Raw genomic sequence first — 15,231 nt, 5'->3', positions numbered from 1 at the left:
TTAGGCGGGAGGTCTGACAGGGCCCGCCCCCGGCCGCCCCCGCACGGGCTGCGACGGGGCCGGTCCGGTCGCACGGGCTGTGACGGGGCCGGTCCGGTCGCACGGGCGGGTGCGCCGCCGTGTCGGTGCGGCGCGACGGCCTGCGGGGCTCGCCGCACGCCGTGTCAGTGCCGGGTGAAGGGCCCGCTGCGGGACGGCAGGCCGGCCCGCTGCTCCGGTCCGGACCCGGGGAGCGCCTCCGGATCGAATTCCGGCACTCCGTCCGGCTCGGGCCCGGGAACCGCGAAGGGCGCGTCCGGAAGTGGCTGGTCCGTGAAGGTCTGCTCCGTGACGGCCGGATCCACGACGGCGGGGTCCACGACGGCAGGGGGTGCGCCGGACGCACCGGTGGCGGAGGGCTCCGTGTCCGGAGCGGGCCGCCCGGGCGCGGTCTGCGGCTCTCCGGCACCTGCCGGCTGCGGCTGCCGCCCTCCCTGCTGCGCGCGTTCCAGGAAGCGGAGCAGTTCCACGGGGAAGGGCAGGACCAGCGTGGAGTTCTTCTCGGCCGCGACGGCGACCACGGTCTGCAGCAGTCGCAGTTGCAGCGCCGCCGGCTGCGTGGACATCTGCTGGGCCGCCTGTGCGAGCTTCTTCGACGCCTGCAGTTCCGCGTCGGCGTTGATGACCCGTGCGCGCCTCTCACGGTCGGCCTCCGCCTGCCGGGCCATGGAGCGCTTCATCGTCTCCGGCAGGGAGACGTCCTTGATCTCCACCCGGTCGATCTGCACGCCCCAGCCCACCGCGGGGCTGTCGATCATGAGTTCCAGCCCCTGGTTCAGCTTCTCGCGGTCGGAGAGGAGGTCGTCCAGGTCGCTCTTACCGATGATCGACCGCAGGGAGGTCTGCGCCATCTGGGACACGGCGAAGCGGTAGTCCTCCACCTGGATCACGGCGCTCGCCGGGTCCACCACCTTGAAGTAGATGACGGCGTCCACCCGCACCGTGACGTTGTCGCGCGTGATCCCGTCCTGGGCCGGCACGGGCATCGTCACGATCTGCATGTTCACCTTGCGGAGCCGGTCCACCCCCGGAACGATCATGGTGAACCCCGGCGGGCGCACCGCGTCGTGGAGCCTGCCGAGCCGGAGCACCACACCCCGTTCGTACTGCTTGACGACCCGGGCCGCGGCCAAGGTGTACACCAGGCCGACCGAGAGCACGGCGACCAACGCGATCAACAGAACCTGGACCATCACGGCCCCCTGCGTCCGGGGTGCGTTCCCGCACCCACCTGTCACGCCCTATTAACACGATATGCCCGATCAGCCCATTTTCGAACCGCCGTCCGGGTACCAGGGACCCCGGCCGGCCGCGCACCGGATGCCGGCACCGGGGGAAACGGGCAGGGTGACCAGCGCCAGCACGTCTCTGTGACGTACCGATGAGCCGGACGAGCAGACGAGGACCCCGCCCATGTCCGTCACCGCGCCCCCCACCGTTCTCCGCCGACGTACCGGCATCGCCGCCGGTGCGGTCCTGTTCGCCCTGGCCGCCACGGGCTGTTCCGGTCTGGGACGTACGGCGGTCGGACCGGTCGAGTACACGACCGACCAGGACAAGGTCGTCAGCGTGAACAGCCCGTCGGTCAAGGGCTGCCACGAAATGGGCCCCGACGGCGCGCGCGAGGTCGCCAACGAGACCAAGATCGACATGATCCTCTACCCCACCCGCGACTGCTCCGGCGGTGGGACCACCTATGTGGCCACGACGTTCACCGACGTCAACTCGCCCCGCAGCCTTCCCTGGCGCAGCTACCGCTTCGTCCACTGACCGGCGCGGGATCCCCGACCGCGACCGCCGAGCAGCGCGAACAGCTCCCGGGTCCGCTCCCGCCGCTCCCTGGCGATCAGGACGACCAGCACGACGAGCAGGGCGGGCATGACGGCGTTCGGGGGGTCGAGCAGCGTCAGCTGGACGACGGACGCACCGGCCAGCAGCCCGACGAGCGCGACGGCGGCCACTCCGGCCAGCAGCGGGACCAGCAGGGCCAGCGCACCGGCGAGCTCCAGACCGCCGATCGCGTACATCGCACCGCTGCCCCAGCCCATCCGGTCGAACGACTCGACGGCCGACGCGTGGGCGACGAGCTTGGCCACCGCGCTGAAGCCGAGGAACAGCGCGAGGAGCACACGGGCCCCGGTCAGGACGGCGGGGGCAACGCGGCGGCGCGGTGCGGAGGCGGCGTCCGGCAGGACGGGCGGGGCAGCGGCGGTGGCTTCGGGCGTGACGATTTCGGGCATGGCGGTCTCCTCCGAGGGCCTCATGGGGGACGTGCACCGGCGCGGGGGGCGGTTCCCGCCGCCGCGCTCACCGACGCTTTCGGAGAGGTAGACCTCGCCGGGCTCCGGAACTCATCGGGCTCCCGGCCCCCGATCCGCCTTCTTTCAGGGCCGCTCGGGGCGTGCCAGCACCCATACGCCGTCCGGAGTGAGGTAGCGGTCGACGAGAAGCCCGGCCTCGCCCAGATACGCCTCGAACCGCTCCACGGACAGCACCCGCGACCGGAAGGTCTGGGTCCACCGGGCGTCCTCGAACACGTACTCCGCGCGCACCTCGTTCACCCCGTCGCCCACGGGCTCCGCCGAGAGGATCCGGATGGTGCAGCCGGCGGCCAGGTCCTCCCGCTCCCGGGGCAGATCGCAGTGGTAGTCGGCGCCCTCGCGCTGGATGACCACGGCGCCGTCGTCCTTCACGTACGTACGGCAGGTGGCGAGCAGCCCCTCCCTCACCCGGTGATCGCTCGTGTGCACCAGGAACGAGCCGAGCACGACGGCGTCGAACCGCTCCTCCCCGAGGTCCAGCGCCTCGATGGGGCTCCGGACCGTGCGGGCGCCCCGCACGCGCTCCAGCATCTGCGCCGACTCGTCCACCGCCGTCACCTCGAAGCCCCGCGCGACCAGGGAATGCGTCACCCGGCCCGCCCCGCAGCCCAGTTCGAGCACGCTCGCCCCCGGCCGCAGCACCGAACCGATCACCTCCGGCTCGGTGCCCGCGGACAGGCGGGTGTAGAGCTCGACCGCGCAGCCGTCCGGAGTGATCGGGCCGGGTCCCGTCCCGCTGTGTCCCTCGCGTACCAGTTGTCCGCTCATACCCGCCGGAACGTCCGGGCGCGGGGCGGCGTTCCCGCCGTGGTCGCGGGCCGTGACGGTCAGTGATGTCGCGGGCCGAGACGGGTCAGAGGTGTCGCGGGCCGAGACGGGTCAGTGGTGGGGGTAGCGGCCCTCGGGCCACGCCACCGGCTGTTCCAGCTCCATGGACAGGTCGTCGGCGATCTCGGCGATCACGGACCGCCCCTCGGTGCGGGCCAGCCAGGAGGCCGGGAGGCGTACGTCGCCGTGGCGCGCGCCGAGCAGGTTGCCGCAGACCGAGCCCGTGGAGTCACTGTCCCCGGAGTGGTTGACCGACAGGAGCAGCGCTTCGGCGACGTCCTCGGCCCGCGGGAGCACGAGCGCGCAGTACACGGCGATGGCCAGGGCCTCCTCCGCGACCCAGCCCGCCCCCAGGGACTCGACCCGCTCGGCGGACGGACGGCCGTGGGCCGCGAGGTCGACCGCGGCACGCAGCGCGGCCGTCGTCTCCTCGTGTCCCCGCTGCCGGCCCAGCAGCTCCATGGCCCGCAGCACGGAGCCCTCCGGCGAGTCGCCCTCCAGCAGATGGGTGACGACCGCGGCGAGCGCACCCGCCGCGTAGGCCCCGGTGGGATGGCCATGGGTGATCAGCGCACACCGGGCGGCGAGCGAGAAGGCCGTCGGCGCGTCCACGCCCAGCAGGCCGAAGGGGGCCGACCGCATCACCGTGCCGCAGCCCTTGGAGTGCGGGTTGACGGGGCCCGGCAGCGCGAGTTCCACGCCGGGCGCCGGGGCCCCGCCGGACGCCAGACCCGTCAGGCACGCGTTACCCGGCGCGCGGCGCGCGTACAGCCAGGGCTGCTGCCGGAGCCAGCCGGTCCGTACGGGGTCGTCGCCGGCGCGCGGGGGCGGCGAGGGGTGGTTCTGGGTGTCGAGCCAGCGCAGATAGGCATGGTGGACGGTCTCGGCCTCCGCGCCCCCGACGCCCTTGGAGGCGGCCCGGGAGCGTGCCCTGATCAGCCCCTCGACCGTGAAGAGGGTCATCTGGGTGTCGTCCGTGATCCGCCCGATGACCCCGTCGGGGTCCGCGACGAAGCCGCGTACGCCCCGCTCCCCGTGAGCCCGGCGGATGCCGTCCAGGGAGAGGAACTCGACCGGGTTGCCGAGTGCGTCCCCGACCGCCCCGCCCAGCAGCGCGCCCCTCACCCTGGACCGGTGTACGGCCTCGGAGGCCCATGCCGTCGTCTCCGGCACCGTGTGCCCGTGCTCCGAGTTCGCCACTGCCCGCTCCCCGTCGTCCCCACCGGTTTCCGTTCGCCGGACCGCGGGGGCATGCTGGAGCGGAGGCGATGGTGATGCGTACCGGAAGTGAACCGGCCACCGCTCGCAGTCCTCTACGGATGCGACTGTGGCTGAGTGTATGGGGCATGGCCTGGGCCGTCTGCGGCCTGGTGGCCTTCGTCGCGACCGGACGCGCGGGCTGGGCGACGGCCTGCGCCGTCCTGCTGGTGGTGACGGTCACGGACCTCTGCGTCGTCGTCCACCGCATGCGGCAGGGCTCGGCCTTCCAGCCCGGCCGGAACGTCCCCCCTTACGGACCCGGGCGGGACCGGCGGCGCCGACGCGCCCCCTGATTCCCGGCGGGGCGTTCGACGCGCCCCCGGGTCACGCTCCCGCCGTCAGGGGCGGTCGTCGAAGCGGGCGGCCCGCAGGAACTCCGGGTTCGGGTCGAGCGCGGCTGCCAGCCGGAAGTGCCGGGTGGCCTGTTCGGGGCGGCCGGCCCGCTGGAACGTCCGGGCCAGGGCGAAGTGCGCGAACGCGTTGTCCGGCTCCCGCTCCAGAACCAGCTCGAATTCGAGTTCGGCCGGGCGCAGTTGGGCGGCGGCGAAGAAGGCCCGGGCGCGCAGCAGCCGGGCCGCGGTGTTCTCCGGGTGGGCGGCTATCACCGAGTCGAGCAGCTTGACCGCGCCGCGTGGATCCCGTGCGGCGAGCAGCTGCTCCGCCGCGCGGAAGTCGATGACATGGGTTTCCGGATTCCTCTCGGGCACGGCTTCATCCTTCCCCTCGCCTGCCGCTCTTCAACATCCGGCCGGGAGCCCGTATTCCGGCCGGGCGCCGGCTCAGCCGGTGGCGACCCGGGCGGTGAGCTCCGACCAGACCGCGCGGACCTGCGGTTCCAGGTCCTCCAGCGGCCCGTCGTTGTCGACGACGAGATCGGCGACGGCCAGCCGCTCCTCCCGGGTGGCCTGCGCCGCCATCCGGGCGCGGGCGTCCGGCTCCTCCATGCCGCGCAGCCGTACGAGCCGGTCGAGCTGGGTCCCGGGTGCCGCGTCCACGACGACGACCAGGTCGTACAGGGGGGCGAGGCCGTTCTCCGTGAGGAGCGGCACGTCGTGGACGACGACCGCACCGGCTCCGGCGGCCCGCTCCAGCTCGGCGGAACGGGCTCCGACGAGCGGGTGGACGATGGCGTTGAGCGTGGCCAGGCGCGCGGGGTCGGCGAAGACGATCGAGCCGAGCGCCGACCGGTCGAGGGCTCCGCCGGGCTCCAGGATTCCGGGCCCGAAGGCCTCGACGACGGCCGTGAGGCCGGGGGTGCCGGGTTCGACGACCTCGCGGGCGATCCGGTCGGCGTCGATCAGTACGGCTCCGTAGCGTGCGAGCAGCCGTGACACTTCGCTCTTGCCGGCGCCGATCCCGCCGGTCAGGCCCACTTTCAGCATGCGCCGAGCCTAACCTCCGGCCGGGGAGCGGCCGGAGGTCCCCTCAGGAATCGCCCTCGCGTTCCGCGAGGAAACGTTCGAATTCGCGGCCGATCTCGTCCGCCGAGGGAAGATCGACCGGCTCCGCGACGAGATTGCCACGCGTCTCGGACCCCGCGACCGCGTCGTACTGGTGCTCCAGGCCTTCGACGAGCGAGACGAGCTCCTCGTCGCCCTGGCCGACCTGCCGGTCGATCTCGGTCTGGGTGCGGTGCGCCTCCGTGCGCAGCGTGTGCGCGATGCCCGGCAGGACGAGCCCGGTCGCCCCGGTGATCGCCTCCAGGGCGGTGAGCGCGGCGTCCGGATAGGCGGACCTGGCGACGTAGTGCGGCACATGGGCGGCGACACCGAGGACGTCGTGCCCGACCTCCATCAGCCGGTACTCGACGAGGGCCTCGGCGGAGCCGGGCACCTGCGCCTCGTCGAAGAGGCCGCGGTGTCCGGGCATCAGGTCGGTGCGGTTGCCGTGCGGGGTGATGCCGACGGGGCGGGTATGCGGAACGCCCATGGGGATGCCGTGGAAGTTGACCGCGAGGCGGACGCCGAGGCGCTCCACGATCTGCTCCACGGCGGCGGCGAACCTCTCCCACTCCACGTCCGGCTCGGGTCCGGACAGGAGCAGGAAGGGTGTGCCGGTGGCGTCCTGTACGACCCTGACGTCCAGGGTGGGCGCCTCGAACGACGTCCACCGGTCGCGCTTGAAGGTGAGCAGCGGGCGGCGCGCCCGGTAGTCGACGAGCCGGTCGTGGTCGAAGCGGGCCACGACCTGGTGCGGCAGCGTCTCGAGCAGGCCGTCGACGATCTGCTCGCCCGTCTCGCCCGCGTCGATGTACCCGTCGAAGTGGTAGAGCATGACCAGGCCGGCCGACTCCTGGGCGAGCGCCATGTCGACGACGGCCAGGCCCTTGGGCTCCCATTCGTACAAACTCTGCGGATCAGGCACGGTTACCGCTCCTCCTCGTGTTCCTGGACAAGAACACCCCGCCCGGCCGCGGCATTCCCGCCCGCGCCGCCCGTGCTCACCGTCAGGCGAGGACCCGGGTGTGCAGTGCCGTCACCACCTTCCGCGCGGAGGTGAACGCGCCGTGCTGCCAGGCGTCGGTGTGGCTGAGGTAGTCGCCGGCGAAGTACACGTGCCCGGCAGGGTTGTTGAGAGGTGCGAAGGCGGGGGCGTCGGGCCCGCCGGACAGGGAGTGCCAGGCGGCCTCCAGGTACGGGGTCTGGCGCCAGTGGTGGGAGAACGACGTGGCGAGTTCCGTGCGGTATTTGTCACCGTGGATCTTCACGCCCTGGGCGAGTGCCCGCGCCTCCCTCTCCCGGGGTGCGAGGGCGGCGTACGCGTCGGCGTTCGAACCGGTGTTGTAGTAGCCGATGATGGTGCCGCGCTCACCGAGGTGCCCGTAGGACGGGTACCAGATGTGGGAGAGGTCCATGTCGGTCTCCGTGATGCCTCCGAAGATCCGGTGGTCGCTCTCCCACCAGCGGCTCCGGTACTCCAGGCCTATCTTGCCCGCCGAGGACGGCCTGCATGCCTCCAGGGCGCTCTGGACGGCCGGGCCGAGGTTGTGACCGGTCTTCGCCAGGATGTTGGGCGGCAGCGCGGCGATGCAGTAGTCCGCCTCGACGCGGCGGGTACGGCCCGACTGCGTGTAGGTGACGGTGACGCCGTGGGCGGTGTCGGTGATGTCGGTGACGGCCGCCCCGGTGCGGATCCTGCGCTCGCCGACCGCCCTGGTGAGTGCCGCCGGGATCCGGTCCATGCCGCCGACCGGCTGGAACATCAGCATCGCCTGGTCGTACTCGAACTCGAAGGAGAAGTAGCGTCCGACCCCGCTCGCGAAGACCTCGGAGGCGGTCGGCACGGAGCCGAGCACCTCGCCCGGGGTACCGGCCGCGGCCGGATCGACGCGGTAGCCGCGCCGGGGGCTGCCGGTGTATTCGAGCGTGTCGCCGAGGTCGCCGAACTCCTTGAGGAACTCCACCAGCCGTTCCTGGTCGTCGGCGGTGATCTGCCGGTCGAGGGCGCCCTTCCCCTCCGCCTTGGCGAGGAGCTCCGCGACGTAGCCGTACATGTCCGCCTTGGCGGTGCGGTAGCGCACCGGGGCCTTCATGCCCGCCTTCTCGTTGAAGAGGTAGGCGTTGGCGTTCTCGTTCGTGAACACCTCTACGGGTACGCCGAGTTCGCGACAGTAGTCGAGGGTGACCATCCACTGCGGGATGCGGCCGGGTCCGGCGTTCATGTACTGGCCGTCGCTGAAGCGGGCCGTCTGCCTGTTGCCGTAGGTGTCGGTGGTCGAATCGCCGCCCCGCACGGTGAAGTTCCGCCCGCCGGTGCGGCCCCGCGCCTCCAGGACGGTGCAGTCGTATCCCGCCTTGCCCAGCTCGTAGGCCGCGGCGAGGCCGGCGATGCCTCCGCCGACGACGACGACCTTCGCCGCCGCCCTGCCCTTCAGGGAGAAGTCGCCGGGGCTCGGCGCCCGGAAGGCGGGCTCGCGGGCGGCGGCCTGGGCGGTGGGAGCGAGGCCGAGCGCGCCCATGGTGGCGAACATGGCCCCGGCGCCGCCGGTGAGGCCCACGTTGCGCAGAAAGCTCCGGCGGCTGGCGCCCGCCGCCACGGGAGATGCCTGTGAGTCGCGTGAGGTGTTCGACGTGTGTGTCATTCCCTGGCTCCCCTGGTGATCCTGCTGTTGCGCGGATCCTGGCAAGCACGTGTTACGGGCCGTCAGCAACTCGTGTATCCCACACGTTTCCTCTGTCCGGCGGCGGCGTGGGCATATTGGTCCAGACCTTGACATGCCCACGCAACAGACTCACCGTCGCCGTCAGATTCAGAGACTCGCCCCACATTCACGTACGAGAACCTCTGAAACCCCTCGACGGGAAGGCACCCCATGCGCACCCGCACGCTGATCCCCGCCCTGCTGACCGCCGCGCTCGCCTCGGGCGCCCTCTCCCTCGCCACGGCCGGCGGGGCGCAGGCGGCGGTCGTCGATGTGAGCACCTCGGCGCAGCTCAAGGCGGCACTGGCCGCCGCGGCCCCCGGTGACACGATCCGGCTCGCCGACGGCACCTACACCGGCAACTTCAAGGCGACCGTCCCGGCCACCCCCTCCGCACGCATCACCCTCACCGGATCCTCCGCCGCGGTCCTGACGGCGGGCGGCGGATACGGACTGCACCTGAACGGGGCGTCGTACTGGACGGTGCGCGGCGTCACGGTCACCGGCGGCCAGAAGGGCATCGTGACCGACGCGGCGGCCGGGGTCGTCATCGACTCGGTGACCGTGCACGACCTCGACATGGAGGGAGTCCACTTCCGCACGTCCAGCCGTGACGGCGTCCTGAAGGACTCACGGATCTTCGACACGGGTCACGACGGCCGCGGCATGGGCGAGGGCGTGTACGTCGGATCGGCGGGCGACCTCACCGACCGCAGCGACGGGGTGCTGATACAGGGCAACACCATCGGCCCGGGGGTCGGGGGCGAGAACGTCGACATCAAGGAAGGCACCACGGGCGCGGTGATCGTCGGCAACACCTTCGACGGCAGCGGACTGACCGGCGCCAACTACGACGACTCCTGGGTCGACGTGAAGGGCAACGACGTGCTGGTGGAGAACAACAAGGGCGTCGCCACCACGAACAACGGATACGAGACCCACACCCAGCAGAGCGGCTGGGGCTGCGGCACGGTCTTCCGCGGCAACACCTCGGACCTCACGGGCGCCGCGGGCGCCGGGCAGCTCGCCGTGAACGTCACCAACCAGAGCGCCGCCTGCCGCACCACCGTGTACGGCAGCAACACCGTCACCGGCGGCAAGGGGCTGACGAACATCGCCGTGACGCCCTGACGCCCTCCGCCCGCGCACCGGCACACGAGTGAGGCCCGCCCCCCGAAGGGGACGGGCCTCACCTACAGCTCCACAGCTACTGCAGCCGATGAGCGGCTGGGGTCAGAGCGTCAGCTCTGGCCGCCGGCCAGCTTCTCGCGCAGGGCGGCCAGGGCCTCGTCCGACGCCAGGGCGCCGGAGTTGTCCGCGGACTCCGAGGAGTACGAGCCGCCGCCACCGCTGCCGCCGGAGGCAGCCGGGGCAGCGCCGGCCGGGGCGGCAGCGCCCTCGGCAGCGGCAGCCTCGTCGGCCTCGCGGGACTTGATGACCTGGGCCTGGTGCTGCTCGAAGCGCTGCTGCGCCTCGGCGTACTGCGTCTCCCAGACCTCACGCTGCGACTCGAAGCCCTCGAGCCAGTCGTTGGTCTCGGGGTCGAAGCCCTCGGGGTAGATGTAGTTGCCCTGGTCGTCGTAGGACGCGGCCATGCCGTACAGGGTCGGGTCGAACTCGACCGACGCCGGGTCGCCACCGAAGGCCTCGTTGGCCTGCTTCAGCGAGAGGCTGATGCGGCGGCGCTCGAGGTCGATGTCGATGACCTTGACGAAGATCTCGTCGTTGACCTGGACGACCTGCTCCGGGATCTCCACGTGGCGCTCGGCCAGCTCGGAGATGTGGACCAGGCCCTCGATGCCCTCGTCGACGCGCACGAACGCACCGAACGGAACGAGCTTGGTGACCTTACCGGGAACGACCTGCCCGATCTGGTGCGTACGGGCGAACTGCTGCCACGGGTCTTCCTGCGTCGCCTTGAGCGACAGCGAGACGCGCTCGCGGTCCATGTCGACGTCGAGGACCTCGACGGTGACTTCCTGACCGACCTCGACGACCTCGGAGGGGTGGTCGATGTGCTTCCAGGACAGCTCGGAGACGTGCACGAGACCGTCGACGCCGCCCAGGTCCACGAAGGCACCGAAGTTGACGATCGAGGAGACGACGCCGGAGCGGACCTGACCCTTCTGCAGGGTCGTGAGGAACGTCTGGCGCACCTCGGACTGGGTCTGCTCGAGCCAGGCACGGCGGGACAGGACCACGTTGTTGCGGTTCTTGTCCAGCTCGATGATCTTGGCCTCGAGCTCCTTGCCCACGTAGGGCTGGAGGTCGCGGACGCGACGCATCTCGACGAGCGACGCCGGGAGGAAGCCACGGAGGCCGATGTCGAGGATGAGACCACCCTTGACGACCTCGATGACGGTACCGGTGACGATGCCGTCTTCTTCCTTGATCTTCTCGATGGTGCCCCAGGCACGCTCGTACTGAGCGCGCTTCTTCGAGAGGATCAGGCGGCCTTCCTTGTCCTCCTTCTGGAGAACCAGGGCCTCGATCTCGTCGCCGACCTTGACGACCTCGTTCGGGTCGACGTCGTGCTTGATCGAGAGCTCGCGGCTCGGGATGACACCTTCGGTCTTGTAACCGATGTCGAGGAGGACCTCGTCGCGGTCAACCTTGACGATGACTCCGTCAACGATGTCGCCGTCGTTGAAGTACTTGATCGTCTCGTCGATCGCCGCGAGGAACGCGTCCGCGTCGCCGATGTCGTTGACCGCAACCTGCGGAGTGGTGGCGGTGGTCTCGGTGCTGCTCGTCATGTGGGAAAGGGCTCCGGTACGGACAGAGAGTCGTAGGTACTGCTACGCCGAAAGCCCGTATCGCCTCTGCAGAAGCCGGACAGCCTGGCGGGCACCCAACCTGAACCGGAGAGGCACCTCGACAACCGAGGGGACATGCAACAGACGCGAGCGCGGCCTGCTAGGTCTGAGGCGCGCAGGCTCGCAGCGCAACTTGTAGCATACGGGGGCAGCCGGACAGGGTCAATGCGCGAAGGCGCACACCCGGGGCACAACACCCCGATCCCGGCACAACTCACGTCCGCCGAGGACACATCGGCCGACAGCGGTGTGTCGCGCGCACACGGACGTACAGGGCCGTACGGCCCGTGGAGGCACCCGCGCGAAGCGGGTGAAGGCAAACTACAACGACGGGCACGATGAGCCAAGAGATCCACGGGTCCGAACCCGAAGCGACCCGGCGGCAGGCCGGCGAGTCGGAGAGCAGCCGGGCGAGCCGCGGCTGGTGGGACCGGAACGCCGACGAGTACCAGAGTGACCACGGGGCCTTCCTCGGGGACGACCGCTTCGTCTGGGGCCCGGAGGGCCTCGACGAGGCGGAGGCCGCCCTGCTGGGCCCGGCCGGGGAGCTGAAGGGCCTCGACGTCCTGGAGATCGGGGCCGGTGCCGCCCAGTGCTCGCGCTGGCTCGCCGCCCAGGGCGCCCGCCCGGTGGCCCTGGACCTCTCCCACCGCCAGCTCCAGCACGCCCTGCGCATCGGCGGCGGCGTCCCGCTCGTGGAGGCCGACGCGGGACGGCTCCCCTTCCGGGACGGCTCCTTCGACCTGGCCTGCTCCGCCTACGGCGCGGTGCCCTTCGTCGCCGACCCCGTCCAGGTCTTCCGCGAGGTGCACCGGGTGCTGCGGCCCGGAGGCCGCTGGGTCTTCTCGGTGACCCACCCGGTCCGCTGGGCGTTCCCCGACGAGCCGGGTCCGGAAGGGCTCTCCGTGTCCGCCTCCTACTTCGACCGCGTGCCCTACGTGGAGCAGGACGAGAACGGCGACGCGGTGTACGTGGAGCACCACAGGACGCTGGGCGACCGGGTGCGGGACGTCGTGGCGGGCGGCTTCCGGCTGATCGACCTCGTGGAGCCGGAGTGGCCCTCCTGGAACGCCCAGGAGTGGGGCGGCTGGTCCCCGCTGCGGGGGAACCTGATCCCCGGTACGGCGATCTTCGTCTGCGAGCGGGGCGGGCTGCCGGCCTCCTGAGACACAGGGCGGCCCGCCTCCTGAGACACGGGGCGGCCCGCCTCCTGAAGCACGGGGCGGGCTGCCCGCCTCCTGAGGCACCCCCGGCCCCGCCGGGCCGCCGGCGTACGAGACTGGGGGCGTGATCCGTACCGACGCACTGGACCAGCTGCCCGTCCGCACCGCCGTGCCCGCCCTGGAGCGGGCCCTCGACGAGCGGGGGGCGGCCGTGCTCTGCGCACCGCCCGGGACCGGCAAGACGACTCTCGTGCCCCTGGTGCTCGCCGGGCTGACCGGCGGCGGACCGCCGCGCCGGGTGCTCGTCGCCGAACCCCGCAGGATCGCCGCCCGGGCGGCGGCGCGGCGCATGGCATGGCTGCTCGGCGAGCAGGCCGGCGGCCGGGTCGGCTTCACCGTGCGCGGTGAGCGGGCGGTGGGGCCGGAGACGGTCGTGGAGGTCGTGACCACCGGGGTGCTGCTCCAGCGGCTGCAGCGCGACCAGGAACTGTCCGGGGCCGACGTCGTGATCATCGACGAGTGCCACGAGCGCCATCTGGACGCGGACACGGCCGCCGCGTTCCTCCTCGACGTACGGGGGACGATCAGGCCCGATCTGCGCCTGGTCGCGGCGTCCGCGACGACGGACGCCGAGGGCTGGGCGCGTCTGCTGGGCGACGCTCCGGTGATCGAGGCGCACGGCGTGTCCCATCCGGTCGAGGTGGTGTGGGCGCCACCGCCCACCACCGTGCGGCCGCCGCACGGGATGAGGGTGGACCCGGCCCTGCTGACGCACGTGGCCGCCGTGGTGCGCCGGGCACTGGCCGAGCGGGACGGCGACGTGCTGTGCTTCCTGCCGGGTGTCGGCGAGATCGGCCGGGTGGCCGGACAGCTCGCGGGCGTGGACGCCGAGGTGCTCCAGGTGCACGGGCGCGCCCCGGCCGCCGTGCAGGACGCGGTGCTGGCCGGGTCGTCGCGGGGCCGCCGGGTGGTGCTGGCGACCTCCGTGGCCGAGTCGTCCCTGACGGTGCCCGGGGTGCGGATCGTCGTGGACTCCGGGCTGGCGAGGGAGCCGCGTACCGACCACGCACGGGGCCTCTCCGCCCTGACGACCGTACGGGCGTCACGGGCCGCGGGCCGCCAGCGGGCGGGCCGCGCCGGGCGCGAGGCCCCGGGTGCGGTGTACCGCTGCTGGGACCAGGCCGAGGACGGGCGGCTGGCCCCGTTCCCCTCCCCCGAGATCAAGGTGGCCGATCTCGCGGCGTTCGCACTGCAGGCCGCCTGCTGGGGCGATCCGGACGCGTCCGGGCTCGCGCTCCTGGACCCGCCGCCCGCCGGCGCCATGGCGGCGGCGCGGGAGGTCCTGGGCGCGGTCGGCGCGGTCGGCGCCGATGGGCGCGCGACGAGCCGCGGCGTACGGATGTCCCGCCTCGGCCTGCACCCCCGGCTGGCCCGCGCCCTCCTGGACGGCGCGGACGAGGTGGGCGGGCGCCGCGCCGCGGAAGTGGTGGCGCTGCTGAGCGAGGAGCCGCCGCGGGAGTACGGCGACGACCTGGCCCACGCGCTGCGCACGGCACGGCGCGGCGGGGACGGTTACGCGGCGCGCTGGCGTCAGGAGGTGCGGCGGCTCTCGCAGCCGCTCGGGTCGTCGAAGGCGCCGAAGGACACGGGGACCGGTCCGGACGACGCTGCTGTCGGGCTGGTCGCGGCCCTGGCGTTCCCCGAGCGGGTGGCACGGGCCAGGGGGGAGGGGTCGTTCCTCATGGCGTCGGGGACGGGCGCGGAGCTCCGGGACGGCTCCCGGCTGCGCAGCGCGCCCTGGCTGGCGGTCGCGGTCGCGGACCGGCCCGCTCACGCCGCGTCCGCCCGGGTGCGGCTCGCGGCCGTCATCGACGAGGGCACGGCGCTGCTGGCCGCCGGGCACCTGCGGTTCTCCGGTGAGGAGGTCCGCTGGGCGGACGGCGACGTGGTGGCGCGGTCCGTCGACCGCCTGGGGGCCGTCGAACTGACGGTGCGCGCGCTGCGCGGACCCGCCCCTGAGCTGGTGCGCGGTGCGCTGCTGGAGGGGCTGCGCCGCGAGGGACCGGGGCTGTTGCGGTGGAACCGGGACAGTGAGCAGCTGCGGCTGCGCCTCGCTTTCCTGCACCGGGTGCTGGGGGCGCCGTGGCCGGACGTGTCGGACGCGGCGCTGCTGGCGCGCGCCGACGAGTGGCTGGAGCCGGAGTTGTCGCGGGCCGGGCGACGTGCCGATCTGGCGCGGATCGACGCCGGGCAGGCGGTGCGGCGGCTGCTGCCCTGGGCGACGGGCGACGCGGGGCGCCTGGACGAGCTCGCCCCGGAGCGGATCGAGGTGCCGAGCGGGTCGAGGATCCGGGTGGAGTACGGCGGCGATCAGCCGGTGCTCGCCGTGAAGGTGCAGGAGCTCTTCGGACTGGGTGAGACGCCCAGGGTGGCCGGTGTTCCCGTCGTGGTCCACCTGCTGTCCCCCGCCGGGCGCCCGGCGGCGGTGACCGCGGACCTGGCGTCGTTCTGGCGGGAGGGCTACAAGGGCGTACGGGCGGAACTGCGGGGCCGCTATCCGAAGCACCCGTGGCCCGAGGACCCCACGGCCATGGAGGCGACCCGCTTCACCACGGCGCGGCTGCGCCGGGGCTAGGACGCGAAGGAGGGGGTGTCCGGCCTGC

The 15,231-nt window shown here is 72.6% G+C and carries 14 protein-coding genes; 5 read left to right on the top strand and 9 right to left on the bottom strand.

The annotated features are described in order from the left end of the window. Window positions 1-164 precede the first annotated feature (164 nt). The gene (locus tag ACIRJR_RS23465) at window positions 165-1,232 is read right to left on the bottom strand and encodes an SPFH domain-containing protein (protein WP_403783904.1); all 1,068 of its coding nucleotides are present in this window, start codon (window positions 1,230-1,232) and stop codon (window positions 165-167) included. Between the two features lie 220 nt (window positions 1,233-1,452). Here ACIRJR_RS23465 and ACIRJR_RS23460 point away from each other — a divergent pair, with 220 nt between their 5' ends. Continuing rightward, window positions 1,453-1,809, top strand: a complete 357-nt coding sequence (locus tag ACIRJR_RS23460; protein ID WP_403783902.1) for a hypothetical protein — start codon at window positions 1,453-1,455, stop codon at window positions 1,807-1,809. On the opposite strand, the gene ACIRJR_RS23455 is transcribed toward ACIRJR_RS23460, so the two are convergent. The 3 genes from ACIRJR_RS23455 to ACIRJR_RS23445 form a co-directional block, all read right to left on the bottom strand. Beyond that, a complete protein-coding gene (locus tag ACIRJR_RS23455) occupies window positions 1,791-2,279 on the bottom strand; it encodes a DoxX family protein (protein ID WP_403783900.1) in 489 nt (162 codons plus the stop codon). The genes ACIRJR_RS23460 and ACIRJR_RS23455 overlap by 19 nt on opposite strands. A gap of 144 nt (window positions 2,280-2,423) precedes the next feature. Beyond that, window positions 2,424-3,128 (bottom strand): class I SAM-dependent methyltransferase, encoded by a 705-nt coding sequence (locus ACIRJR_RS23450; RefSeq protein WP_403783898.1) that lies wholly within the window; start codon window positions 3,126-3,128, stop codon window positions 2,424-2,426. A 111-nt stretch (window positions 3,129-3,239) separates the two neighbouring features. Further along, window positions 3,240-4,361, bottom strand: coding sequence for an ADP-ribosylglycohydrolase family protein (locus ACIRJR_RS23445; protein WP_403783896.1), 1,122 nt, complete (start codon window positions 4,359-4,361; stop codon window positions 3,240-3,242). Between ACIRJR_RS23445 and ACIRJR_RS23440 the strand changes: the two genes are divergently transcribed. Continuing rightward, window positions 4,343-4,741 (top strand): DUF6343 family protein, encoded by a 399-nt coding sequence (locus ACIRJR_RS23440; protein WP_403783894.1) that lies wholly within the window; start codon window positions 4,343-4,345, stop codon window positions 4,739-4,741. The genes ACIRJR_RS23445 and ACIRJR_RS23440 overlap by 19 nt on opposite strands. Before the next feature lie 45 nt (window positions 4,742-4,786). Here the strand turns inward: ACIRJR_RS23440 and ACIRJR_RS23435 are convergent, their stop codons facing one another. The 4 genes from ACIRJR_RS23435 to ACIRJR_RS23420 form a co-directional block, all read right to left on the bottom strand. Further along, a complete protein-coding gene (locus ACIRJR_RS23435) occupies window positions 4,787-5,155 on the bottom strand; it encodes a tetratricopeptide repeat protein (protein ID WP_103516896.1) in 369 nt (122 codons plus the stop codon). A gap of 72 nt (window positions 5,156-5,227) precedes the next feature. Further along, the gene (gene coaE / locus ACIRJR_RS23430; RefSeq protein WP_403783891.1) at window positions 5,228-5,830 is read right to left on the bottom strand and encodes a dephospho-CoA kinase; all 603 of its coding nucleotides are present in this window, start codon (window positions 5,828-5,830) and stop codon (window positions 5,228-5,230) included. Between the two features lie 43 nt (window positions 5,831-5,873). Further along, window positions 5,874-6,812 (bottom strand): PAC2 family protein, encoded by a 939-nt coding sequence (locus tag ACIRJR_RS23425; RefSeq protein WP_403783889.1) that lies wholly within the window; start codon window positions 6,810-6,812, stop codon window positions 5,874-5,876. 82 nt (window positions 6,813-6,894) lie between these two features. Continuing rightward, window positions 6,895-8,418, bottom strand: coding sequence for a flavin monoamine oxidase family protein (locus ACIRJR_RS23420; RefSeq protein WP_403784266.1), 1,524 nt, complete (start codon window positions 8,416-8,418; stop codon window positions 6,895-6,897). 342 nt (window positions 8,419-8,760) lie between these two features. On the opposite strand from ACIRJR_RS23420, the gene ACIRJR_RS23415 reads away from it, so the two are divergent. Continuing rightward, window positions 8,761-9,720 (top strand): right-handed parallel beta-helix repeat-containing protein, encoded by a 960-nt coding sequence (locus ACIRJR_RS23415; RefSeq protein WP_403783887.1) that lies wholly within the window; start codon window positions 8,761-8,763, stop codon window positions 9,718-9,720. Window positions 9,721-9,830: 110 nt separating this feature from the next. On the opposite strand, the gene rpsA is transcribed toward ACIRJR_RS23415, so the two are convergent. Next, complete coding sequence (rpsA, locus tag ACIRJR_RS23410) at window positions 9,831-11,345, bottom strand: 30S ribosomal protein S1 (RefSeq protein WP_277334515.1); 1,515 nt, start codon at window positions 11,343-11,345, stop codon at window positions 9,831-9,833. 398 nt (window positions 11,346-11,743) lie between these two features. Between rpsA and ACIRJR_RS23405 the strand changes: the two genes are divergently transcribed. Further along, on the top strand, window positions 11,744-12,571 hold the full coding sequence (locus ACIRJR_RS23405; RefSeq protein ID WP_403783885.1) for a class I SAM-dependent methyltransferase: 828 nt from the start codon (window positions 11,744-11,746) through the stop codon (window positions 12,569-12,571). A gap of 121 nt (window positions 12,572-12,692) precedes the next feature. Beyond that, a complete protein-coding gene (gene hrpB / locus ACIRJR_RS23400) occupies window positions 12,693-15,203 on the top strand; it encodes an ATP-dependent helicase HrpB (protein ID WP_403783883.1) in 2,511 nt (836 codons plus the stop codon). Window positions 15,204-15,231 lie beyond the last annotated feature (28 nt).

The sequence above is a fragment of the Streptomyces sp. NPDC102402 genome, from assembly GCF_044765765.1.
In the GTDB taxonomy this organism is placed as follows: Bacteria; Actinomycetota; Actinomycetes; order Streptomycetales; family Streptomycetaceae; genus Streptomyces.
Note: the sequence above shows the minus strand (reverse complement) of the source record. Positions and strands in the feature narration are given on the sequence as shown.